Raw genomic sequence first — 22519 nt, forward strand, 5'->3', positions numbered from 1 at the left:
CCACCTGCGGGTGATTTCCGGGTGGTCTACGCGCGTCCAGGCAAAGAGCACCGCCCCCGGCGCCGCAGGGTGGGGCGCATGACTTCCAAGCCTTCCGGACCTTCCTCCGGACTTCCCTCCCGGCGCACCGTGATCACGAGTGCCGCCGCCGGTGCCGCCGCCCTTGCCACGACCGTCGTGAGCTCCGCAAGTGCCGCCGCGCCGGACGCCGTTGGTGCACCCGCCGTATCCGGTGCCGTGCTCCCACCCGTGGCCACCGGTTCGGACTGGGACGCCTGCCTGAACATCGCCCGCGCCATCCTCGTACGCGACGAACAGGACCAGCCGCTGATCCCCCACTACCGCGACATCCTGCTGTCCAAAGGCCTGCCGCGCAGCCGCAAGGCCCCCAAGAAGGTGCTGGTCGTCGGCGCGGGCCCGGCCGGGCTCACCGCCGCACATCTGCTGCGCAGCGCCGGGCACACCGTCACCGTGATCGAGGCCAATGGCAACCGCGTCGGCGGCCGGATCAAGACCTTCCGCAAGGGCGGCCATGAGAACGCGAAGGCGCCGTTCGCCGACCCGAACCAGTACGCCGAGGCCGGCGCCATGCGGATCCCCGACAGCCACCCGCTCGTCACCGGGCTCATGGACAGCTTCGGCCTGAAGCGCCGCCGCTTCTACCTGGTCGACGTCGACGCCGAGGGCCGGCCGGTGAACCGCACCTGGATCCATGTCAACGGCATCCGGATGCGCAAGGCCGACTACGCGGAGAAGCCGCAGAGGATCAACCGCTCGTTCGGGGTCCCCGCGGAGTTCGAGAACAAGACCGCCGCGACGATCGTGCGGGAGGCCTTCGCGCCCGTGCGCAAGGAGTTCGAGGGCAAGGAGGGCCGCGAGCTCGTCGAGGGCTGGGCGCGGGTCATCCAGCGGTACGGACACTGGTCGATGTTCCGGTTCCTGACCGAGGCGGCCAAGCTCGACGAGCGCACCATCGACCTCATCGGCACGGTCGAGAACCTCACCTCCCGGCTCCACCTCGCCTTTGTGCACAGCTTCATCGGGGCCTCCCTGATCAGCCCGGACACCGCGTTCTTCGAGCTGCCGGACGGCACGGCCACCCTGGCCGACGCGATGTACAGGCGGGTCAAGGACATCGTGCGACTGGACCGCCGGGCCACCAGGATCAGCTACGGCGCGGACCGCGTCCGGGTCGAGACGGTGTCCGAGGGTCGCGACGGCAAGCCGCTCGTGCGCGAGACGTTCACCGGCGACCGGGCGATCATCACCGTGCCGTTCTCCGGGCTGCGCCACATCCCCGTCGCTCCCGCGCTCTCGTACGGCAAGCGGCGCGCGATCACCGAGATCCACTACGACGCGGCGACCAAGGTGCTGCTCGAATTCAGCCGCCGCTGGTGGGAGTTCGAGGAGAAGGACTGGAAGACCGAGCTGGACAAGGTCCGGCCCGGTCTGTACGAGGCCTACCGCCTGGGCAAGGCGCCGGCCGACGGTTCACTGCTGGGCGCCCATCCCTCCGTACCGCCCGGTCATCTCCCGCCCAACCAGCGCGTGCACTACGCGGCATACCGGGCCACCGCCCGCAACCAGCCCGAGGCGGCGCATGTCATCGGCGGCGGATCGGTGACCGACAACCCCAACCGCTTCATGTTCCAGCCGTCCCACCCGGTCGAAGGGAGCGCGGGCGGCGTCGTCCTCGCCTCGTACAGCTGGGCCGACGACGCACTGAAGTGGGACTCGCTGGACGACGACGAGCGCTATCCGCACGCCCTGGGCGGGGTGCAGGACGTGTACGGGCAGCGCATCGAGGTCTTCTACACGGGCGTCGGCGCCACCCAGTCATGGATGCGTGATCCGTACGCGTACGGCGAGGCCTCGGTACTGCTGCCGGGCCAGCACACCGAGTTGTTCGCCGATGTGCGCTCGGTCGAGGGGCCGCTGCACTTCGCCGGCTGCCACACCTCGATCAAGCCGGCCTGGATCGAGGGGGCCCTGGAGTCGGCGGTCCGGTCCGCGCTGGAGGTGCACAGCAGCTGACCGGGTGCCCCTGTTGACGGCCTCTACCACCTCGTGATCTCGGTCACGGGCCCTTCCTCAGCCCTTGTCGAGGGCGTACTGGGCCGGGGCCACGTCCTCGTCGGGCGCCACCAGATCCCGCGCCAGCAGGGTGGCCCCGGCGACGGCGCCCGGCATCAGGAACACCGCGACGAACGGAACGAGGAAGGCGAGTCCCAGCGGTACGCCGAAGCCGAGGGCCAGCATGCGGCGCCCGCGCAGCAGGACGAGCCGATCCTTCAGGACCATGCCGCGGCGCTGGAGCGCGACGGCGGTGAGCTCCTCGGAGAGGAAGTAGCCGGTGACACAGAAACCGATCACGGGAACGACGGTCTGGCCGACGACCGGAATGAATCCGAGGGCGAAGAGCAGCACCGAGTACAGCCCCACCCGCACCAGGATGCGGATGCTGTCGCGGGCGGAGATCCACAGCTCCCGCCAGAGCGGCAGCCCGGACTCGGGGACCTCGCCGCCTTCCGTACGGTCGACCTGCGCCGACAGGGACTCGTAGAAGGGCTCGCCGACCAGCAGCGTCACGGCGGTGAACGTGATCACGGCGAGGAAGAGCCCGAGGGCGAAGACCAGCACGGTCAGGGCGTTACGGAACAGGCCGAGCCAGGGCGACGACCAGTCGTCGGCGAAGGGGGTCGCCCAGCTCACCAGGTCGTCGGCGCCGTAGCCGAGGCCGACGAGCGCCGCCGCGTACAGGACAAGGGTGACGAGTCCGGGCAGCAGCCCGAAGCCGAACCAGCGTCCGTGCCTGCCGACCCATCGCTGCCCCTGTATCAAATAGCCGAAGCCCGCCCCTATATCTCGCATGGCGTCAGCGTACTGGTGGGGACAAGGGCCGTTCCGGCCGCGGTGCGCCCGGTGCGCGGCCGGGGCCGCACCCCCGCAGGGTGCGGCCCCGGCCGGTTTCGAGCGGTCAGGCGACCGACAGCTCGACCTTGACGTTGCCGCGCGTGGCGTTCGAGTACGGGCACACCTGGTGGGCCTTCTCGATGAGCGACTGCGCGGTGGCGGTGTCGACGTTCGGGATGGTGGCGCTGAGCGCGACCTCCAGACCGAAGCCGCCCTCGGCGGTCTTGCCGATGGAAACCGCGGCGGTCACCGTGGAGCCGGAGATGTCGGCCTTCTCCTGACGGGCCACGACGCCGAGGGCGCCCTGGAAGCAGGCGCTGTAGCCGGCCGCGAAGAGCTGCTCCGGGTTGGTGCCCGCACCGCTTCCGCCCAGGGCCTTGGGCGGATTGACGATGACGTCGAGGTTGCCGTCATCGGACGAGACGCGGCCGTCACGGCCGTTCTCGGCGGTGGCGACAGCGGTGTAGACGACAGTGATGTCCTGAATGGCCATGCTGGAATTTCCTTTTGCTGTGTTCCGCGACTCGCGCCCACGATCGTGACGGCCTACGGATGCTTTTATCGGGGGCGCCGACGGGTCCGTCAGGCGAGGGAAACGACCATCTTTCCGGTGTTCTCACCGCGCAGCAGGCCCGTGAAGGCGTCGAAGCCGTTCTCGATGCCTTCGACGAGGGTCTCGCGGTACTTCAGCTCGCCCGAGGCGAGCCAGCCGGCGACTTCAGAAACGAACTGCGACTGGAGTGCGGCGTGGTCGTTGACGAGCATACCCTGAATGCGCAGCCGCTTGCCGATGACCAGTGCGAGGTTGCTCGGGCCGGGGGTCGGCTCGGTGGCGTTGTACTGGGCGATCATTCCGCAGACGGTGACGCGGCCGTGCACGTTGAGCGAGGAGATCGCCGCTTCGAGGTGCTCGCCGCCGACATTGTCGAAGTAGACGTCGATGCCGTCGGGGGCGGCGTTGCGCAGCTGCTCGGCGACCGGGCCGTTCTTGTAGTTGAAGGCCGCGTCGAAGCCGTACTCCTCCACGAGAAGCCTGACCTTCTCGTCGGAGCCGGCCGAGCCGATGACCCGCGAGGCGCCCTTGAGCTTCGCCATCTGGCCGACCTGGCTGCCGACCGCACCGGCCGCGCCGGAGACGAAGACGGCGTCGCCCTCCTTGAAGGAAGCGACCTCAAAGAGGCCCGCGTAGGCGGTGAGCCCGGTCATGCCGAGCACGCCGAGGTAGGCGGAGAGCGGGGCGAGCGACGCGTCGACCTTCACGGCGCGCTCGGCCGGGACGTCGGCGTACTCGCGCCAGCCGAGGCCGTGCAGGACGTGGTCGCCGACCGCGATCCCCTCGGCATTGGACGCGATGACCTCGCCGACCGCGCCACCGTCCATCGGGTGGTCCAGCTTGAAGGGCGGGGTGTACGACTTCACGTCGTTCATCCGGCCCCGCATGTACGGGTCGACCGAGAAGTACAAATTGCGGACGAGAACACGACCCTCACCGGGAGCGGCGACCGAGGCCTCACGCAGCGCGAAATCCTGGGCCTTCGGCCAGCCGTGGGGGCGGGCGACGAGGTGCCATTCACGGCTGGACGTGGGAAGTGCTGCAGACATGGGCTCGAGGTCTCCTCAGTGCCTTATGGGATGTGGGGCGCTTCACCCGGGCCGGAGGGCCGACGAGGGGAAACGAAATGCTTCACGATGTGAAACAACCATGCTCTTCAATATTTCATATTGTCAAGTAACCGGCTATCCTGGGTGTCATGGCCACCACTCGTACAGACCCCCTGACCCTCGAAGTCGTCGAGCTCATCGGTACCGTCGTGGCGCGCTACTACGAGGAGTACGACGAGGCCGCGGCAGCACACTCCCTCACCGGCGCCCAGGCGCGCGTGCTCGGACTCCTCTCCCTGGAGCCGATGCCCATGCGCAGGATCGCCCAGAAGCTGAAGTGCGAGCCGTCGAACATCACCGGCATCATCGACCGGCTGGAGACGCGCGGCCTGGTGGAGCGCAGGCCGGATCCGGCCGACCGGCGGGTGAAGCTGGCCGCCCCGACGGAGAAGGGGGCACAGACGGCGCAGCAGCTGCGCGACTCGCTCACTTTCGCCCGGGAGCCACTGGCCGAGCTGTCGGACGTGGACCGGGCAACGCTGCGGGACCTGCTGCGGCGGATGCTGGGCGAATGAGGCCACCGAACTGACCGCGCCCACGCCTTTTCGGCCCGTCAGCGCGTAACTCCTACGGCCCATCCCGACGCGCGCAATGACTCCGAACGGCGCACGATGCGAAAAGGGCCGGCTGCCGCCGGTACCACCGATCAGCGCTCCCGGGAGAACCCGCCGTGACCGTCAGCCTTGAGCAGTTGGGCCGTTGCCATGTCGCCGTCGACCTCGGGGCCGCCCGGACCCGCGTGTACATCAAGGGGCTCGGGCTCGTCGTGGACGAACCGAGCGTCGCCGCCGTGAACATCCGTACCGGCTCGCTCATCGCCGTCGGCACGCTCGCCGAGCAGATGACAGGCCGTACCCCCGACCACATCCGGGTGGTCCGCCCGGTCAGCGGCGGAACCGTCATCGACATCGACATGGCCCAGCGGATGCTCCGCCATCTGCTCGGCGAGAAGCTCCGCCGCCAGCTGCGCCGCAAGCCTCGGCTGCGGGCCGCCGCCTGCACCCCGCACGACAGCGATCCGCTCGCCCAGCGGGCCACCATCGAGACGCTGGCCGGACTGGGCGCCTGGCGGGTCGAACTGGTCGACACCCTGATCGCGGCGGCCGTCGGCTGCGGGCTCCCCGTCGAGCAGCCGACGGCCTCCATGATCATGGTGTGCGGGGCGGCGACCACCCAGATCGCGGTGCTCTCGCTCGGTTCGATCGTGACCGCCATACGCATCCCGATCGGCGGCGACGCCATCGATCACGCGGTGGTCCAGCATCTGCGCCAGCAGCACGAGTTGATGCTGCCGAGCCAGTCCGTACGCCCGCTCCAGCTGGCGCTCAGCGGCAACGGTCTGGCCGCGCACGGTCCCGCCACGACCGAGATCCACGGCCGTGACGTGGCGACCGGTCTGGCCCGCTCGGTGCAGGTCGACACCGCCGCCATGCGGCAGGCCATCCACGCCCCGCTGACCACGGTGCTCGACGGGCTCAGCAAGATCCTGCGGGTCTGCCCGCCCGACCTGGTGGCCGACATTGCGGACTGCGGGATCATGATGGTCGGCGGCAGTGCGCTGCTGCCCGGACTCGATCAGACGCTGCGGGATGCGACGGGCGTGCCCGTGCACATCGCGGAGCGGCCCGACGTGTGCTCCGTACTGGGACTCGGTGCGATGCTGGACGGCGAGATCCAGCCGATGGTTCTCACCCCGCTCGCCTGCTGAGCGCCACAGCTCGCCCGCTGAGCGCCGAGGACTGCTCGCGCTCGTCGACCGTCATCTGGCAGGCGCCGCTCTGAGCGCGACGCGTGTGTTGGAGTGCGCGACGCCGGCCTCCCGCTTGAGCCTGCGCAGCAGTCCGTCCAGGGCTGCGGTGTCGGCGACGGTGGCCCGTACGAGATAGTCGTGGCCGCCGGTCACATGCACCACTTCGGTGATGCCGGGCAGGGCGAGCACCGCCCGCTCGAACACCTCGTTCGTCGTGTCCATCCGCAGCGACACATCGATGAAGACGACAAGGCCCGTACGGGTGTCGGCCGCCGGGTCGATGATCACGGTGAAGCCGCGGATGACACCGTCGCGCCGCAGTCGGCGCACCCGGTCGGCCGCGGCGTTGGCGCTGAGCCCGACCCTTACGCCCAGATCGCGGTACGAGATCCGGGCATCTTCCTGCAGGATGCCGAGGATTTCCCTGTCCAGACGGTCCATACTGCGATTGTCGCAGCTTTGTCCGGATTATGACTTCGCAGGGCGCACCCGGAGCCCTCCCCGCGCCTGTGCGCGGGCCCCCAGGGCGTGTTGTGCCCGCATCCCGACCGTTCAAGATCCCTCAGCCGAGATCTCGCTCACCTGTCCGCAACCTCCCTGGACAGAACACCTAGAGTGCGGTGGGTGACACCTCTTCTGTTTGTGCCGGATGACGGTTCCGCCCGGGAAGCCACCCGGTTCGGCGAACACACCATGACGTACGACCGGTTGGCCACCGCCTCCACCACGCTCGCCGCGCGTCTCAGCGGTGCGGGACGAGTCGCCGTCTGGGCCACGCCCACGCCCGAGACCGTGGTCGCCGTCGTGGCCGCGCTGCGGGCCGGGGTGCCGGCGGTGCCGCTCAATCCGAAGACGGGGACGCGCGAACTCGCGCACATCGTGGCCGACAGCGCACCCACCGTGGTGCTGGCCGGGGCGGGCGACGTGCTCCCGCCGGTGCTGGACGCACTGGGCCGTATCGATGTCGACACCGCCCCGGACGGCGAGGGCGATGGCACCGCGCTTCCGGAGCCCTCCCCCGAGTCCCCTGCGCTGATCGTCTACACCTCCGGCACCACGGGCCCGCCCAAGGGCGCGGTCCTGCCTCGGCGGGCGATCGCCGCGTCGCTGGACGCGCTGGAGGACGCCTGGCAGTGGACCGGCGACGACGTGCTCGTCCACGCCCTGCCGCTGTTCCATGTGCACGGTCTGATCCTGGGCGTGCTCGGTCCGCTGCGCCGGGGCGGATCGGTGCGGCATCTGGGCAGGTTCTCCACCGACGGTGTGGCCCGGGAGCTGTCGTCCGGCGGCACGATGCTCTTCGGCGTACCGACGATGTACCACCGGCTGGCCGAGGCCCTCGACCGCTCCGCCCCCGGTGCGGCCGAGCTGGCGAAGGCGCTGGCCGGGGCCCGGTTGCTGGTGTCCGGGTCTGCCGCGCTGCCGGTCCACGACCACGAGCGGATCGCGGCCGCGACCGGTCGCCGGGTCATCGAGCGGTACGGCATGACGGAAACCCTGATGAACACGGGCGTCCGGGCCGACGGCGAACCACGCCCCGGCACGGTCGGCGCACCCCTGCGCGGCGTCGAGCTCCGCCTGGTCGAGGAGGACGGCACCGTCCTCACCGAACCCGGCCCGGACGCCATCGGCGAGATCCAGGTGCGCGGCCCGAACCTCTTCAGCGGCTATCTGAACCGCCCCGACGCCACGGCCGCGGCGTTCACCGAGGACGGCTGGTTCCGTACAGGGGACATGGCCACCCGTGACACCGACGGTTATGTGCGGATCGTCGGCCGCAAGGCGACCGATCTGATCAAGAGCGGCGGGTACAAGATCGGCGCCGGTGAGATCGAGAACGCCCTGCTCGACCACCCCGGTGTCCGCGAGGCCGCCGTCACCGGTGAACCGGACCCGGATCTGGGCGAGCGGATCGTCGCCTGGGTGGTGCCCGCCAACCCCGCCTCGCCCCCGACGGCGGACGAGCTCGCGGACCATGTGACCGCCCAGCTGTCCCCGCACAAACGCCCGCGCACTGTCCGCTACCTGGAGGCGCTGCCCCGCAACGACCTCGGCAAGATCATGAAACGGTCGCTCCATGCCTGACCGGCTGACGACGAGGGCAGCGATCGCGGCCGTCGCCACCGAGTTCGAGGAGCCTCAGGGCTGCGGGTCCTTCGCGTCGTACCGCGCGAACCCGCGCCACCGCAGCCCCAGCAGCGATACGGCGACGACACAGGCGATCCCGCCCCCGGTCACCGCCAGACCGGGCGAGGCCAGATCGGCGACCGATCCGGCCAGGAAGTCGCCGAGCCTCGGTCCGCCCGCCACGACGACGATGAACACCCCCTGCAGCCGTCCTCGCATCTCGTCCGGCACGGCCGCCTGGAGCATGGTGTTCCGGAAGACCATCGACGTGGTGTCCGCGCACCCGGCGATCGCCAGGAAGATCAGCCCGAGCCAGAGCTGACGGGTCAGCCCGAAGATCGCGATGGCGGTGCCCCAGGAGGCGACGGCGAGGAGCACGGCGAGGCCGTGGCGGCGGACGCGTCCCAGCCATCCGGAGAACACCCCGCCGAGCAGCGCCCCCAGCGCGGGAGCGGCGACCAGCAGCCCGGTGGTCTTCGCGTCACCGCCGTACCAGACCACGGCGACGACGGGGAACAGCGCTCTCGGATGGGCCAGCACCATGGCGCAGAGATCGGTGAAGAAGGTCATCCGCAGATTGGGCCTGGTCCCCAGGAAGCGCAGCCCGTCCGCGACGGATGCCCGTTTGCCGCCCGCGCCCTCCTCGCGCTCCGGCAGCATCGAGGGCAGCCGCCACATCGCGTACAGCGAGGCGGTGAAGGTGACGGCGTCGACGGTGTACGCGGCCCGGTATCCCCACCAGCCGACGATGAGCCCGCCGAGCATCGGCCCGACCAGCGTGCCGGTGGTGCTGGTCATGGAGTTGAGCGCGTTGGCGGCGGGCAGCTGCTCGGCTGGGAGCAGGCGGGCGATCATCGAGCTGCGGGCCGGTGAGTTGATCGCGAAGCAGGCCGCCTGGAGGGCGACGATCGCGTACAGCAGTCCCACCTGTTCCACCCCGGCGACGGCGGCGGCGACCAGCCCGACGGAGAGGACGAACGACCCCGCGGAGCTGGCCAGTCCCAGCTTGCGCCGGTCGATGGTGTCCGCGACGGCCCCGCCGTACAGCCCGAAGACAACCAGCGGCAGGAACGAACAGAACCCGATGAGCCCGACCGAGAAGGCGGACCCGGTGATGTCGTAGACCTGGAGCGAGACGGCGAGCGCCGTCATTCCCTGCCCGATCCAGGAGACCGTGTTCCCGAACCAGAGCCGCCGGTAGTCGGGACAGGTGCGCAGCGGCGTCAGGTCAGCGAGTATTCGTGTGCGGTGCGCGGGCTCTTCGGCTGTTTCGGTCACAGCGGATGGTAGCGGCCTCACCCACGGTTGTCAGTGGGAGAAGGAGCGGTGTCTGGGGCCTTCGAATCCAAGGCGGAGGAGGGAGTGATGGCGGAGCCATCGTGTTCGGTGGCCCGGTCCCGATCCGGGCACAGTCCGCTTCCGGCCACGCCACCGTGTCAGGAGGCGCGACTGGCCGCGCAGTTCGGCGCCGCTCCCGCCCGCCTACCGCCAGTGGATTCCTGACGGGCGGGCAGGCGAGTACACGGTGCTGTTGTGCGGTTGGGTACGACGCTCGAAAAGATTGGCGTACAGCCCTCGCAGGCCCAGGAGTTGGGCATGCGTGCCCGACTCCACCAGAGCGCCCTCGTCGAGAACCAGGATGCGGTCGGCGTCCTCGGCAAGGGCCAGGTCGTGCGTGATCACGATGGTGGTGCGTCCTTCGGCGAGGCGTCGCAGCGGCGCGAGAATGCGCTGTGCGGCCAGTCTGTCCAGTCCGGCGGTGGGCTCGTCGAGAAGGAGGACGGGTGAGTCCCGCAGCATCGCGCGCGCGATCGCGATGCGCTGCAGCTGGCCTCCGGAGAGCCGGGACGTACCGGTGGCTATGACAGTGTCATATCCCTCCGGCAAGATGCGGATGAATGCGTGGGCGTCGGCCGCCCGCGCGGCCTCCACGACGTCACGGTGGCTCACATCGGTGCGTCCGCAGGCGATGTTCTCCTCGATGGTGTCGTGCAGGACGAGTGTGTCCTGGGGCAGCAGTGTGATGTTCCGGCGGAGGTAGGTCAGCGGCAACTGGTCCACGGACACGCCGTCCAGCCGGACACTGCCGGCATCCGGGTCGTAGAACCTCAGCAGCAGAGCGGCCAGGGTCGACTTGCCCGCGCCGCTGGGGCCGGTGATGACCAACAACTCTCCGGGGCTCGCGGTGAACGAGAGGTCCCGGAGAACCGGCTCGGTACCGCTGGGGTAACGGAAGAAGACCTGACGCGCCTCCACCTCGCCGAGCGCCCGGCTCCGCGGCGGGGCGGGCACGGAAGCGGCCGGGTCGGTGACGGCGGGCCGGGCGTCGAGGATCTCCAGCAGCCGCTCGGCTCCCGCGGTCGCGGCGGTCGCCGTCAGACCGAGCTTGCCCAGGGAACGGATCGGCGGGTAGAGGTAGCCGATGAAGGCGGCGAAGGCCAGGAGCTGTCCGAGGGTCATCCGTCCCGCGGAGATCTCCCACGCCCCCAGGCCGATGATCGCCAGGACGCACAACGTTTCGAGAACCTCGACGAGTTGCTCGTAGAACTCGGTGAGCCGGACGCCCCTCACCGCTGTCTTCAGCCGGATCCGCGCCTTGCTGAGGAGCCGCGCCTCCTCGTCCTGCTGCCTGTTGTACGCCTGGGTCATGACAACGTTGACCAATGTCTCCTCGACCACAGCCGTGATGGCACCGTCCGCGGCGCGGGCGCGCCGGGACACCGCGCGCAGCGGGCGGGCGAAACGCGTGGTCGTGAACCAGAAGAGCGGCACCATGACCAAGGTGGCGAGGGCCAGATCCCAGCGCAGCCAGAAGGCAGCGGCGGCGTAGAAGACCGTGCCGAACAGGGCAGACGCCGCCCCGACGATGCCGGAGACCACGAGCGCCTCGATGGCTTCCACGTCACCCGTCAGCCGCTCCACGAGGTCACCGCGGCGATTGCGCTGGTAGAAGTGCGGCGGGAGCGTCTGGAGATGACTGAACACCCTGGCCCGCAACCGCATCACGAAGCGTTCGGCCACCCAGGCCGCAAGCGAGTTGCCCAGGTACCCCACCACCGCACCGGCGACGGCCACGGCGAGCCACTGACCGGCAGGCTTCCAGAAGGCACTGACGGAGCCGACCTGCAGTGCGGTGTCGGTGAGTTTGGCGAAGAGCAGGACCGTGATGGTCTCCGCAACGGCGGCCAGCACGGCGCACAGGAAAATAAGGACGAGCCAGCGCCGGTCCCCCTCGGTCAGTGGCCAGAAGCGCCGGAAGGCTACGACGACGCTGATGGGATCCGTACGGATCGGGACATCCGTCACCGAGTCCTGAGAAGTCTCTGCGGGGGGCGCTGAGCGCCCCGGTGAGCTGCGAATGCGCATGGGCGTCACGTCACACGGGTGCTCGGCCTATGGACCATCTCCATAGGCATGGACCCCACGACACGAGGCCGACCCGCGCCGGAGCGCGAGCCTGCCTCGCATTCGGGGATGGAGATGGAGTCGAGGGTGTGGGGTCAGTAGCCTCCGCGTCCACGGCCGCCGCCGCGGCCACCATAGCCGCCGCGTCCGTAGCCGCCGTAGCCGCCGCGTCCGTAGCCGCCGTAGCCGCCGCGTCCGTAGCCGCCGTAGCCGCCGTGGCCATGGTCTTCGCCATGGTCCCTGTCCCTGTGGTCGAAGATGTTGCGTACCTTCATCTTCGCCTCCTTCAGAGGGTGCTGCGCCGCTCCTTGCTCTTGCTGCGGCACTTTCGACACTACGACTCCCCCCAACGACCAACAAGTCGTACAAGCCTCATTTCGGATAAAAGCCGCGACATGCGGCAAACCTTCAGAGTTGCCGTATGTGACTCTCTGGCATGCCCCGCCGACAGCCCTCCTGAACAGCTGACAACCTGCGGACACCCCACGGCCAGCCCCGGTCCTCAACTTGCGGGCGGGCTTGCGGCACGTTCTGGGGCCAAATCAAGGCCACAGGACCGTCTCCTCAGTACGACTTACCATCCGCCGAGGTGATGTGACGGCCCGTCCGGCTGCGTCAGAGGGCTACGAGCGGTCCTCCTTCAAGCGATCGAGCGCACATGCGAAGCCGATCCCCCGATCGTGTCGAAGGGCTTCACCGGCACTTCGGGCGGGCATCAGGCGAGCTGACGATCCTGGAAGACGAAAGTAGGCCCCCGCCGAAGCGGGGGCCTACCTGTCGCTGCTGGTCAAACGGGTGAACCGTGACAGCTCGACGGTGGGGCGGGTGGGACTCGAACCCACGGCCGACGGATTATGAGTCCGCTGCTCTAACCGGCTGAGCTACCGCCCCTTTTCGGCGTGGCGCGTACAAGTGTGCGCGCCTTCTGCCGCAGCATAGCCGGTCATACGATCTCTCGCTCCGGTTGGTCGGCTTCGCATGCCCATGAAGACCGAGCTGCTCGCTGCCTGGTTCCGGATGGGGCGAATCAGACGCGAAAGAGCCACGTGCACCGCACGCGCACCGCGGCGACGGACCGGCGCCAGGCACGCGAAAAAGGACCCCGCAGGGTCCTCTTCCGTTCCCGCTCCCCCGACTGGACTCGAACCAGTAACCCTCCGGTTAACAGCCGAATGCTCTGCCAATTGAGCTACAGGGGATCGCGCTCCCCCGACTGGACTCGAACCAGTAACCTGCCGGTTAACAGCCGGCTGCTCTGCCAATTGAGCTACAGGGGATTGCTGCGTTTGCACCGAACCCCGCATACCTGGCTCCTGCCGGGCGGCGCGCGTTCGCTGCGACACATACATTAGCGCAAGCAGGGGGGTGCTTTGCCAATCGGTATCGCCCGGGGTGATCTCGGGTGCCCGCGGGGCGCGCAGCACACGTCACACTGAGCGTCGTACTGAGCAAGGAAGGGTGGCAACCATGCGGTACCGGCTCACGTTCATCGCCGGACTGGCCCTCGGATACGTGATCGGCACGAGGGCCGGGCGCGAGCGTTACGAGCAGCTGAAGCAGTCCGCACGTCAGTTTGCCCAGAATCCGGCCGTGCGCAATACCGCCGAGTCCGCGGCGCAGAACGGCCGTGCTCTGGCTGGCAAGGCATACCACGCGGTCTGCGAGAAGGTGCCTGCCTCGGTGACCGACCGAGTGTGCTCGCTGCGGGACCGCGGCCAGAACGACGAGAACGACTGGGGCACCACCAATACCTAGTACCTAGTGCCGCGAGCGACCGGCCGGGGCTTTCGAAACACACCCTCGCAGGGGCCGCCCGCACACTGCCGCGCCACCGGTACGGGAACGCTCCGGCGGTGCGGCAGAATCTTGGGCATGGGCATAGTCGCCGGATTGGACAGTTCTTCCGCCTTCACGCACATCGTCGTCTGCGATACGGACACGGGCGCCGTGCTGCGCCGGGGGTACGCCGCACACCCTGTCGAGGCCAAGGCCACCGAGGCCGACCCGCAGGCGTGGCTGCTCTCACTCGGTGAGGCCGCCACCGGCGGGCTGCTCGAAGGCGTGCAGGCCATCGGTGTGTCCGCGCAGCAGCACGGTCTGGTGCCGCTGGACCACCAGGGCAACCTCGTACGCCCGGCGCTGCTCGGCAATGACAAGCGGGCACAGGTGGCCGCTGCCGATCTGATCGACGGGCTCGGTGGGCGGCAGTCCTGGGCCGAGGCGGTCGGGTCTGTACCGCAGGCCGCGCAGCCGGTGTCGAAGCTGCGCTGGCTGGCGCGGACCGAGCCGGAGGCGGCCCAGCGCGTGGCCTCGGTGCTGCAGCCGCACGACTGGCTGGTGTGGCAGCTGCTGGGGCGGCCGGCCCGGCAAACCACCGACCGGGGTGCCGCGTCCGGCACCGGTTACTGGTCGGCGGGCAGTGGCTCCTACCGGCCCGACCTGGTGGAGCTCGCGCTCGGGCATCATGCCGCGCTGCCCGAGGTGCTCGGCCCCTCAGAGGTAGCCGGGACGACGCCCGAGGGGCTGCTGATCTCCGCGGGGACCGGCGAGACGATGGCGGCGGCATTCGGGCTCGGGCTCGGGGTCGGCGATGCGGTGGTGTCGCTGGGCGCGTCGGGTTCGGTCATGGCGGTGCACCACGAGGCGCTGTCCGATCCGGGCGGGATGATCACTTCGCTCGCGGACGCGACCGGAATGCATCTGCCGGTGGTGTACACGTCGAATGCGGTACGTGCGTTGCGCGGGTCCGTCGAGATGCTGGGCGTGGCGGGGCTGGAGGAGCTGTCCGCGCTGGCGCTGAAGTCGACGCCGGGCGCCTCCGGGCTCGTGCTCCTGCCGTATCTGGAGGGCGAGCGCACCCCGAATCTGCCGCACACGGCGGGGACGCTGTGCGGGCTGCGGCGCGAGTCGATGAAGCCGGAGCATCTGGCGCGGGCCGCGTTCGAGGGGATGCTGTGCTCGCTGGCCGACGCGCTCGATGTACTGCGCGGCCGCGGTGTCGAGGTGCGGCGGGTGTTCCTGCTGGGGGCGGCGGCCGAGCTGCCCGCGGTGCAGGGGCTCGCGCCCGCGCTGTTCGGTACTCAGGTGATCGTGCCGCAGCCCGCCGAGTACGCGGCGCTGGGTGCGGCCCGGCAGGCGGCCTGGGCGCTGGGGGTCTCGCAGGGGACGGCCGATCCGCTCACTCCCCCGGCCTGGCAGGGTGCTGCGGCGCAGGTGCTGGAGCCGGGCGACGAGCTGGCGGTCGGCCGGGCGGTGCGCCAGCAGTACATGGCCACGCGCGACCAGATTCATCCGGGGGCGTTCGACTCCGCGCTCGGGGCCGCCCACCCTGCGTGACATGACCGGGTACACCTGACGGAGATCGACCCTCCGCGTGTGTACCCGGTCTTTTTTTTGACTTGGTCTTGTATAAAATCGTTCGCCGTCCCAGTCGGGGGTACCGGAAAATGGTTCGACTCCCGAACTCTGCCGACTCCGAGAGACACGCGTGCTCATAAAACTACTGCGGACCTACCTCGGTCCGTACAAGAAACCCATCCTGCTGCTGGTCCTCTTCCAGCTCCTGCAGACCTGCGCCAGCCTGTATCTGCCCACCCTGAACGCCGACATCATCGACAACGGTGTGGTCAAGGGAGACACGGACTACATCCTGAAGTTCGGCGGCATCATGATCGCCGTCAGCATCGCCCAGGTGGTCTGCAACATAGGGGCCGTCTACTACGGCGCCCGCACCGCGTCCGCCCTCGGCCGTGACATCCGAGCGTCGATCTTCGACCGGGTGCAGTCGTTCTCGGCGCGTGAGGTCGGGCGGTTCGGCGCACCCTCGCTGATCACCCGTACGACCAATGACGTCCAGCAGGTCCAGATGCTGGTGCTGATGACGTTCACCCTGATGGTGTCGGCGCCGATCATGTGCGTCGGCGGCATCGTCATGGCGCTCGGCCAGGACGTCCCGCTGTCGGCGGTGCTGCTCGCGGTGGTGCCGGTGCTCGGCATCGCGGTGAGCCTGATCGTCAAGCGGATGCGGCCGCTGTTCCGCACCATGCAGGAGCGGGTCGACACCGTGAACCGGGTGCTGCGCGAGCAGATCACCGGCAACCGCATCATCCGCGCCTTCGTGCGCGACCGTTACGAGGAGAAGCGTTTCCGCGGCGCCAACAGCGAGCTGACCGATGTGGCGCTGTCCACGGGCCGGCTGATGGCGTTGATGTTCCCGACCGTGATGACGGTCGTGAATGTGTCCTCGATCGCCGTGGTCTGGTTCGGTGCCCACCGCATCGACAGTGGCGGCATGGAGATCGGCGCGCTGACCGCGTTCCTCGCCTATCTGATGCAGATCGTCATGTCGGTGATGATGGCCACCTTCATGTTCATGATGGTGCCGCGTGCCGAGGTCTGCGCCGAGCGCATCCAGGAGGTCCTGGAGACCGAGTCGAGCGTGGTTGCGCCCGTCAAGCCGGTCCGCGAGCTGCGCGCCCACGGTCATCTGGAGGTCCGCGGCGCGGACTTCCGCTACCCGGGCGCCGAGGAGTCGGTGCTGCGGTCGGTGGATCTGGTGGCCCGTCCCGGCGAGACCACCGCGATCATCGGGTCGACGGGCAGCGGGAAGTCGACGCTGCTCGGACTCGTACCGCGGCTGTTCGATGTGACGGACGGCCAGGTGCTGGTCGACGGCACGGACGTACGGACGCTGGAGCCGGCGCTGCTGGCGAAGACCGTGAGTCTCGTTCCGCAGAAGCCGTATCTGTTCTCCGGGACGGTCGCCACGAATCTGCGGTACGGAAACCCGGACGCCACCGACGAGGAGCTCTGGCATGCGCTGGAGGTCGCGCAGGCCAAGGAGTTCGTCGAGGCACTGGAGCACGGCCTGAACGCGCCGATCGCGCAGGGCGGCACCAATGTCTCCGGCGGGCAGCGGCAGCGTCTGGCGATCGCCAGGACGCTGGTGCAGCGGCCGGAGATCTACCTCTTCGACGACTCGTTCTCCGCGCTCGACTACGCGACCGACGCCGCGCTGCGCGCGGCGCTCGCGCGGGAGACGGCCGAGGCGACCGTGGTGATCGTGGCGCAGCGGGTGTCCACCATCCGTGACGCAGACCGGATCCTGGTGCTGGACGAGGGCCGGGTCGTCGGCTCCGGCACCCATCACGAGCTGATGGACGGAAATGACACGTACCGGGAGATCGTGCTCTCCCAGCTGACGGAAGCGGAGGCCGCGTAATGGCCGGTCCTGGCGGACGCATGATGGCGGGCGGCGCTCCGACCGACCGGTCCATGGATTTCAAGGGGTCCTCGAAGCGGCTGCTGAAGCGCTTCGCCTCGGAGAAGTCCTCGCTGTACGTGATGCTGGCGGCCTGCGTGCTGAGCGTCGGCCTGTCGGTGGTCGGGCCGAAGATCCTGGGTAAGGCGACCGACCTGGTGTTCGCCGGGGTCATCGGCCGGCAGATGCCCGAGGGCACGACCAAGGAGCAGGCCGTCGAGGGCCTGCGCAGTACCGACAGCGGCCTCGCCGACATGCTCTCCGGGGTGGACTTCGTCCCCGGTAACGGCATCGACTTCGGTGCGGTGGGCGACGTGCTGCTGGTGGCGCTGGCGGTCTATGTCGGTGCCGGGCTGTTGATGCTGGTGACGACCCGGCTGTCGATCCGGATCGTCAACCGGGTCATATTCCGGCTGCGCGAGGACATCCAGAGGAAGCTGTCGCGGCTGCCGCTGTCGTACTTCGACCGGGCCAAGCGCGGCGAGGTGCTCAGCCGGGCGACGAACGACATCGACAACATCTCGCAGACGATGCAGCAGACGATGGGCCAGCTCATCAACTCCCTGCTCACCATCATCGGCGTACTGATCATGATGTTCTGGGTCTCGCCGCTGCTGGCGCTGGTCGCCCTGGTGACGGTGCCGCTCTCGGTGGTCGTGGCCACGAAGGTCGGCAAGCGCTCCCAGCCGCAGTTCGTGCAGCAGTGGAAGGTGACGGGCAAGCTCAACGCCCATATCGAGGAGATGTACACCGGGCACACCCTGGTGAAGGTCTTCGGGCGGCAGGAGGAGTCCGCGAAGGACTTCGCCGAGCAGAACGAAGCGCTGTACGAGGCGGGCTTCAAGGCGCAGTTCAACAGCGGGATCATGCAGCCGCTGATGATGTTCGTCTCCAACCTGAACTATGTGCTGATCGCCGTCGTCGGTGGTCTGCGGGTCGCTTCGGGTTCGCTGTCGATCGGTGATGTGCAGGCCTTCATCCAGTACTCGCGGCAGTTCTCGATGCCGCTGACCCAGGTCGCCTCGATGGCGAACCTGGTGCAGTCGGGTGTCGCGTCGGCCGAGCGGATCTTCGAGCTGCTGGACGCCGAGGAGCAGAGCCCCGACCCCGCGCCGGGTACGGGCGAGCGCCCCGAGGAGCTGCGGGGCAGCGTCTCGCTGGACAAGGTGTCGTTCCGTTACGACCCGGAGAAGCCGCTCATCGAGGACCTGTCGCTGAACGTCGAGCCGGGCCACACCGTGGCGATCGTGGGTCCGACGGGCGCCGGGAAGACCACACTCGTCAATCTGCTGATGCGGTTCTACGAGGTGACGGGCGGCCGGATCACCCTCGACGGGGTCGACGTGGCACATATGTCGCGCGACGACCTGCGGTCGGGGATCGGCATGGTCCTCCAGGACACCTGGCTGTTCGGCGGGTCGATCGCGGAGAACATCGCGTACGGCGCTTCGCGCGAGGTCACCCGGGAAGAGATCGAGGAGGCGGCGAAAGCGGCCCACGCCGACCGCTTCATCCGCACCCTGCCGGACGGCTACGACACGGTGATCGACGACGAGGGCTCCGGCGTCAGCGCGGGCGAGAAGCAGCTGATCACCATCGCGCGGGCATTCCTGTCCGACCCGGTGATCCTGGTGCTCGACGAGGCGACGAGCTCCGTCGACACCCGTACCGAAGTGCTGATCCAGAAGGCGATGGCGCGCCTTGCGCACGGTCGTACGAGCTTTGTGATCGCACACCGGCTCTCCACCATCCGGGACGCCGACGTCATCCTGGTGATGGAGAGCGGCTCGATCGTCGAACAGGGCACGCACGACGAGCTGCTGGATGCCGAGGGCGCGTACGCCCGGCTGTATTCGGCGCAGTTCGCGCAGGCGGTCGCCGAGGTCGACTAGGGCATGTTTCGAAAGTCCCGTCGTCCGCCCGAAGGGCGGGCCCCGCGGCGTCTGGTGCGTGCGATCGCAAGGCGGATGGTCGTCCTCGTACTGGGCGTACGAGGACGATCCCGACAACGCGGCGAGCGTGCGTGCCAGGCGTCGCGGGGCAGGCGGGACTTTCAAAACACGCCCTAGCGCATGACGGGGCCCGTACCGCCGACTGGCGGTACGGGCCTGTACGGCCCGGCGTCCCTGCGGGATCAGTCGAGGTAGCCACGGAGCTGGCCGGCGAAGGCGTGGTCACGCAGCTTGTTGAGGGTCTTGGACTCGATCTGGCGGATGCGTTCGCGTGTCACGCCGAAGATCCTGCCTATCTCCTCAAGTGTGCGAGGCCGCCCGTCGGCCAGCCCGTAGCGCAGCTGGACCACCTTCCGCTCGCGCTCGCCCAGCGTGGAGAGCACCGCTTCCAGGTGCTCGCGCAGCAGCAGGAACGCGGCGGACTCGACCGGGGAAGCGGCGTCACCGTCCTCGATCAGGTCACCGAGAGCGATGTCCTCCTCCTCGCCGACCGGGGCGTGCAGCGAGACGGGTTCCTGGGCGAGCCGCAGGATTTCGGCGACCCGTTCCGGGGTGAGGTCGAGTTGGTCGGCGACCTCATCGGGCGTCGGCTCGTAGCCACGCTCCTGGAGCATCCGGCGCTGGACCCGCACGACGCGGTTGATCAGTTCGACGACATGGACCGGGACCCGTATGGTCCGCGCCTGGTCGGCGAGGGCACGGGACATGGCCTGCCGGATCCACCAGGTCGCGTACGTCGAGAACTTGTAGCCCCGGGCGTAGTCGAACTTCTCGACCGCCCTGATCAGTCCGAGGTTTCCCTCCTGGACCAGATCGAGCATGGTCAGCCCGCGGCCGACATAGCGTTTGGCGACGGAGACGACGAGGCGGAGGTTGGCCTCGATGAGACGGCGCTTCGCCATCCGCCCCATGACCACCAACCGGTCGAGATCGACGGCCAGTCGGGTGTCCGGGTCCGGGGTGCTCGCGAGCCGTTCCTCGGCGAAGAGACCGGCCTCGACGCGGCGGGCGAGCTCCACTTCGTCGGCGGCGGTGAGCAGCGGAATCCGGCCGATCTCGCGCAGATACTGGCGGAAGAGATCGGAGGACGGACCGACGGTCTCCGGGCGGCCCCGCGGCTCCGGCGGTTCGGGCGTCAGAGGCAGCTCCTCCATGAGTGCCTCGGGTGGGTCGGGTGGATCGGGTGGTGTCTGCGGCTCCACCGCGGCCTCCGGATGATGCACGGCCCGGTGCTGCGCGGGTATTGCCGAAACATGCTCGGTTTCGGTCACGGTCCGGGGCTGCACGGGGGCGACCTCCAGGTGATCGCTGCCGGATGGCGGGGATGAAGGACCACCGTTCGGTGGGCCGGCCGCGCTCCGATGACTCAGCACGACCGGCACATGGGGGAGGGCGACGCCGCCCCCATGTGCCGGTCGTTCTCAGGCACCGCCCCCAGTGTGGGGGAAGACACATCGCTGCCACGAGGGGCGTGCGGGGACTTTCTGGATCCGGTCCGTGACCGAGCGGTTACGGGGCCGGGACTTCGCGTCAGAGCGCGTCGGCGCCGTTGTTGCGCAGGGCCTGGGCGTACTGCTGGAGGACCCAGACCTCGTTCTGCGCGGCGGCCAGATGGTCCGGGGCGACATTGCTGCCGAGGCGGGCGAGACTGCCCTGTACGTCGTCGATCCGGCGGTCGACGGCGCGCAGCCGGACCTGGACGAGTTGCATGCCCGCGTAGGTCTCGTCGATGGTCTTGCCGTGGAAGACCTCCACCGCCAGCTCGGTGACCAGATTGCGCACCGAGTCGTTGGGCGCCGCGTCCAGCACCTGGACCAGGTATTCGCGGGTCTCCGGGACACCCGTCTCGGCGCCGCCCGCCTCCGCGATGCACTGCCGGACCGCGGCATACGGCGGGGCCGTGAACTCGTCGGCCCCGTAGGCGTCGAAAGCCGGTGAGACGAGGGCGGGTTTCTGCAGGGCGAGCTTGAGCAGCTCGCGCTCGGTGCGGTGGGCGGGGCTGCGGAGGTTGAGGGCCGGGCCCGAGAGGGCGGCGGGCGCCCGGACCTGCTGGTACTGGGGGCCACCGCGGGGCGGGGCCTGCGCGGGGCTCCGCTGCTCGCCCCGTTCACGGGCCCAGCGGGCGAGCTGGCCGACACGCTTGACCACGAACTGGGTGTCCAGGATGCCGAGCATGCCGGCCAGCTGGACGGCGACCTCGTGCTGCGAGGAGCTGTTCTTGATCCGGGCGACGACGGGCGCCGCCTCGTCGAGCGCGGCGGCGCGGCCCGCCGGGGTCTCCAGGTCGTACCGGCCGACGATCTGGCGGAGCGCGAACTCGAAGAGCGGGGTGCGGGGTTCGACCAGGTCACGGACGGCCTCGTCGCCCTTGGCCAGGCGCAGATCGCACGGGTCCATGTTGTCCGGGGCGATGGCGATGTACGTCTCGGCGGCGAACTTCTGGTCGTCCTCGAAGGCGCGCAGGGCGGCCTTCTGCCCTGCCGCGTCACCGTCGAAGGTGAAGATCACCCGGGCGCTGCCGTTGTCCATCAGGAGGCGGCGCAGGATCTTGATGTGGTCGCCGCCGAAGGCCGTACCGCAGGTGGCGATGGCGGTGGTGATCCCGGCGAGATGGCAGGCCATGACGTCGGTGTAGCCCTCGACGACCACGGCCCGGCTGGCCTTCGCGATGTCCTTCTTCGCCAGGTCGATGCCGTACAGCACCTGGGATTTCTTGTAGATCGCCGTCTCGGGGGTGTTGAGGTACTTCGGTCCGTTGTCGTCGTCGCGCAGCTTGCGGGCGCCGAAGCCGACCACATCGCCGGAGGTGTCGCTGATCGGCCACATCAGCCGGCCGCGGAAGCGGTCGATCGGGCCGCGCCTGCCGTCCTGGGAGAGGCCGGAGGTGATCAGCTCCTTGTCGCTGAAGCCCTTGCCGCGCAGATAGCGGGTGAGGTGGTCCCAGCCCGCCGGGCTGTAGCCGACGCCGAAATGGGCGGCCGCCGCCTGGTCGAAGCCGCGCTCGGCGAGGAACTTCCGAGCGATCTCGGCCTCGGGGCTGTCCAGTTGCTCGACGTAGAACTGGGCGGCCACCTTGTGCGCCTCGACCAGCCGGATGCGCTCGCCGCGCTGGTGGGAGGGGTTGTACCCGCCCTCCTCGTACCGCAGGGTGATGCCCGCCTTGGCGGCGAGCCGCTCGACCGTCTCGGAGAACGAGAGGTGGTCGATCTTCATCATGAAGGCGATCGTGTCGCCGCCCTCCTGGCAGCCGAAGCAGTGGAAGAGTCCCTTGCTCGGGCTGACCTGGAAGGAGGGTGACTTCTCGTCGTGGAACGGGCAGAGGCCCTTGAGGTTGCCGCCGCCGGCGTTGCGCAACTGGAGATACTCGGAAACGACGGCGTCGATCGGGACCGCCTCCCGTACCGCCTTCACATCGTCGTCATTGATCCTGCCTGCCACGGGGGAAGTCTA

The 22519-nt window shown here is 69.1% G+C and carries 17 protein-coding genes and 3 tRNA genes; 8 read left to right on the forward strand and 12 right to left on the reverse strand.

Going from position 1 to position 22519, the window contains the following annotated elements:
• Positions 1 to 78: 78 nt before the first annotated feature.
• A complete protein-coding gene (gene lgoX / locus ABT115_RS14835; protein WP_351788720.1) occupies positions 79 to 2034 on the forward strand; it encodes an L-glutamate oxidase LgoX in 1956 nt (651 codons plus the stop codon).
• A 57-nt stretch (positions 2035 to 2091) separates the two neighbouring features.
• Here lgoX and ABT115_RS14840 read toward each other — a convergent pair whose 3' ends face one another.
• From ABT115_RS14840 to ABT115_RS14850, 3 genes are all read right to left on the reverse strand, one after another.
• On the reverse strand, positions 2092 to 2871 hold the full coding sequence (locus ABT115_RS14840) for an EI24 domain-containing protein (RefSeq protein WP_351788723.1): 780 nt from the start codon (positions 2869 to 2871) through the stop codon (positions 2092 to 2094).
• Positions 2872 to 2977: 106 nt separating this feature from the next.
• Positions 2978 to 3406 (reverse strand): organic hydroperoxide resistance protein, encoded by a 429-nt coding sequence (locus ABT115_RS14845; protein ID WP_351788725.1) that lies wholly within the window; start codon positions 3404 to 3406, stop codon positions 2978 to 2980.
• 89 nt (positions 3407 to 3495) lie between these two features.
• Positions 3496 to 4515: an NADP-dependent oxidoreductase gene (locus tag ABT115_RS14850; protein ID WP_351788728.1), complete on the reverse strand. Its 1020-nt coding sequence runs from the start codon at positions 4513 to 4515 to the stop codon at positions 3496 to 3498.
• A 149-nt stretch (positions 4516 to 4664) separates the two neighbouring features.
• Between ABT115_RS14850 and ABT115_RS14855 the strand changes: the two genes are divergently transcribed.
• Complete coding sequence (locus tag ABT115_RS14855) at positions 4665 to 5090, forward strand: MarR family winged helix-turn-helix transcriptional regulator (protein WP_351788731.1); 426 nt, start codon at positions 4665 to 4667, stop codon at positions 5088 to 5090.
• A gap of 155 nt (positions 5091 to 5245) precedes the next feature.
• Positions 5246 to 6283 carry a rod shape-determining protein gene (locus tag ABT115_RS14860; RefSeq protein ID WP_351788734.1) on the forward strand — a complete coding sequence of 346 codons (1038 nt, stop codon included), beginning with the start codon at positions 5246 to 5248 and terminating at the stop codon, positions 6281 to 6283.
• 51 nt (positions 6284 to 6334) lie between these two features.
• Here the strand turns inward: ABT115_RS14860 and ABT115_RS14865 are convergent, their stop codons facing one another.
• Positions 6335 to 6766, reverse strand: coding sequence for an Lrp/AsnC family transcriptional regulator (locus ABT115_RS14865; protein ID WP_351788736.1), 432 nt, complete (start codon positions 6764 to 6766; stop codon positions 6335 to 6337).
• 252 nt (positions 6767 to 7018) lie between these two features.
• On the opposite strand from ABT115_RS14865, the gene ABT115_RS14870 reads away from it, so the two are divergent.
• On the forward strand, positions 7019 to 8410 hold the full coding sequence (locus ABT115_RS14870; RefSeq protein ID WP_502969098.1) for an acyl-CoA synthetase: 1392 nt from the start codon (positions 7019 to 7021) through the stop codon (positions 8408 to 8410).
• Positions 8411 to 8464: 54 nt separating this feature from the next.
• Here the strand turns inward: ABT115_RS14870 and ABT115_RS14875 are convergent, their stop codons facing one another.
• From ABT115_RS14875 to ABT115_RS14900, 6 genes are all read right to left on the reverse strand, one after another.
• Positions 8465 to 9730 (reverse strand): MFS transporter, encoded by a 1266-nt coding sequence (locus ABT115_RS14875; protein WP_351788742.1) that lies wholly within the window; start codon positions 9728 to 9730, stop codon positions 8465 to 8467.
• Between the two features lie 204 nt (positions 9731 to 9934).
• On the reverse strand, positions 9935 to 11818 hold the full coding sequence (locus tag ABT115_RS14880) for an ABC transporter ATP-binding protein (RefSeq protein WP_502969093.1): 1884 nt from the start codon (positions 11816 to 11818) through the stop codon (positions 9935 to 9937).
• A gap of 134 nt (positions 11819 to 11952) precedes the next feature.
• Complete coding sequence (locus ABT115_RS14885; RefSeq protein ID WP_351788747.1) at positions 11953 to 12132, reverse strand: hypothetical protein; 180 nt, start codon at positions 12130 to 12132, stop codon at positions 11953 to 11955.
• Positions 12133 to 12674: 542 nt separating this feature from the next.
• Positions 12675 to 12748 (reverse strand) — tRNA-Ile (locus tag ABT115_RS14890).
• A 235-nt stretch (positions 12749 to 12983) separates the two neighbouring features.
• A tRNA-Asn gene (locus ABT115_RS14895) sits at positions 12984 to 13056 on the reverse strand.
• A gap of 5 nt (positions 13057 to 13061) precedes the next feature.
• Positions 13062 to 13134 (reverse strand) — tRNA-Asn (locus ABT115_RS14900).
• 190 nt (positions 13135 to 13324) lie between these two features.
• On the opposite strand from ABT115_RS14900, the gene ABT115_RS14905 reads away from it, so the two are divergent.
• The 4 genes from ABT115_RS14905 to ABT115_RS14920 all read left to right on the forward strand — a co-directional run bounded on the left by ABT115_RS14905 (position 13325) and on the right by ABT115_RS14920 (position 19009).
• Positions 13325 to 13612 carry a YtxH domain-containing protein gene (locus ABT115_RS14905; protein ID WP_351788981.1) on the forward strand — a complete coding sequence of 96 codons (288 nt, stop codon included), beginning with the start codon at positions 13325 to 13327 and terminating at the stop codon, positions 13610 to 13612.
• Positions 13613 to 13729: 117 nt separating this feature from the next.
• Complete coding sequence (locus ABT115_RS14910; RefSeq protein WP_351788749.1) at positions 13730 to 15193, forward strand: FGGY family carbohydrate kinase; 1464 nt, start codon at positions 13730 to 13732, stop codon at positions 15191 to 15193.
• 151 nt (positions 15194 to 15344) lie between these two features.
• Positions 15345 to 17078: an ABC transporter ATP-binding protein gene (locus tag ABT115_RS14915; protein WP_351788752.1), complete on the forward strand. Its 1734-nt coding sequence runs from the start codon at positions 15345 to 15347 to the stop codon at positions 17076 to 17078.
• Positions 17078 to 19009: an ABC transporter ATP-binding protein gene (locus tag ABT115_RS14920; RefSeq protein ID WP_351788755.1), complete on the forward strand. Its 1932-nt coding sequence runs from the start codon at positions 17078 to 17080 to the stop codon at positions 19007 to 19009. Before ABT115_RS14915 ends, ABT115_RS14920 begins: the two co-directional genes overlap by 1 nt.
• Before the next feature lie 242 nt (positions 19010 to 19251).
• Here ABT115_RS14920 and ABT115_RS14925 read toward each other — a convergent pair whose 3' ends face one another.
• Positions 19252 to 20355, reverse strand: coding sequence for an RNA polymerase sigma factor (locus ABT115_RS14925; protein ID WP_502969094.1), 1104 nt, complete (start codon positions 20353 to 20355; stop codon positions 19252 to 19254).
• 244 nt (positions 20356 to 20599) lie between these two features.
• Positions 20600 to 22507 (reverse strand): DNA primase, encoded by a 1908-nt coding sequence (gene dnaG / locus ABT115_RS14930; protein WP_351788758.1) that lies wholly within the window; start codon positions 22505 to 22507, stop codon positions 20600 to 20602.
• Positions 22508 to 22519: the final 12 nt, after the last annotated feature.

The sequence above is a fragment of the Streptomyces sp. NPDC001832 genome, assembly GCF_040297265.1.
In the GTDB taxonomy this organism is placed as follows: Bacteria; Actinomycetota; Actinomycetes; order Streptomycetales; family Streptomycetaceae; genus Streptomyces.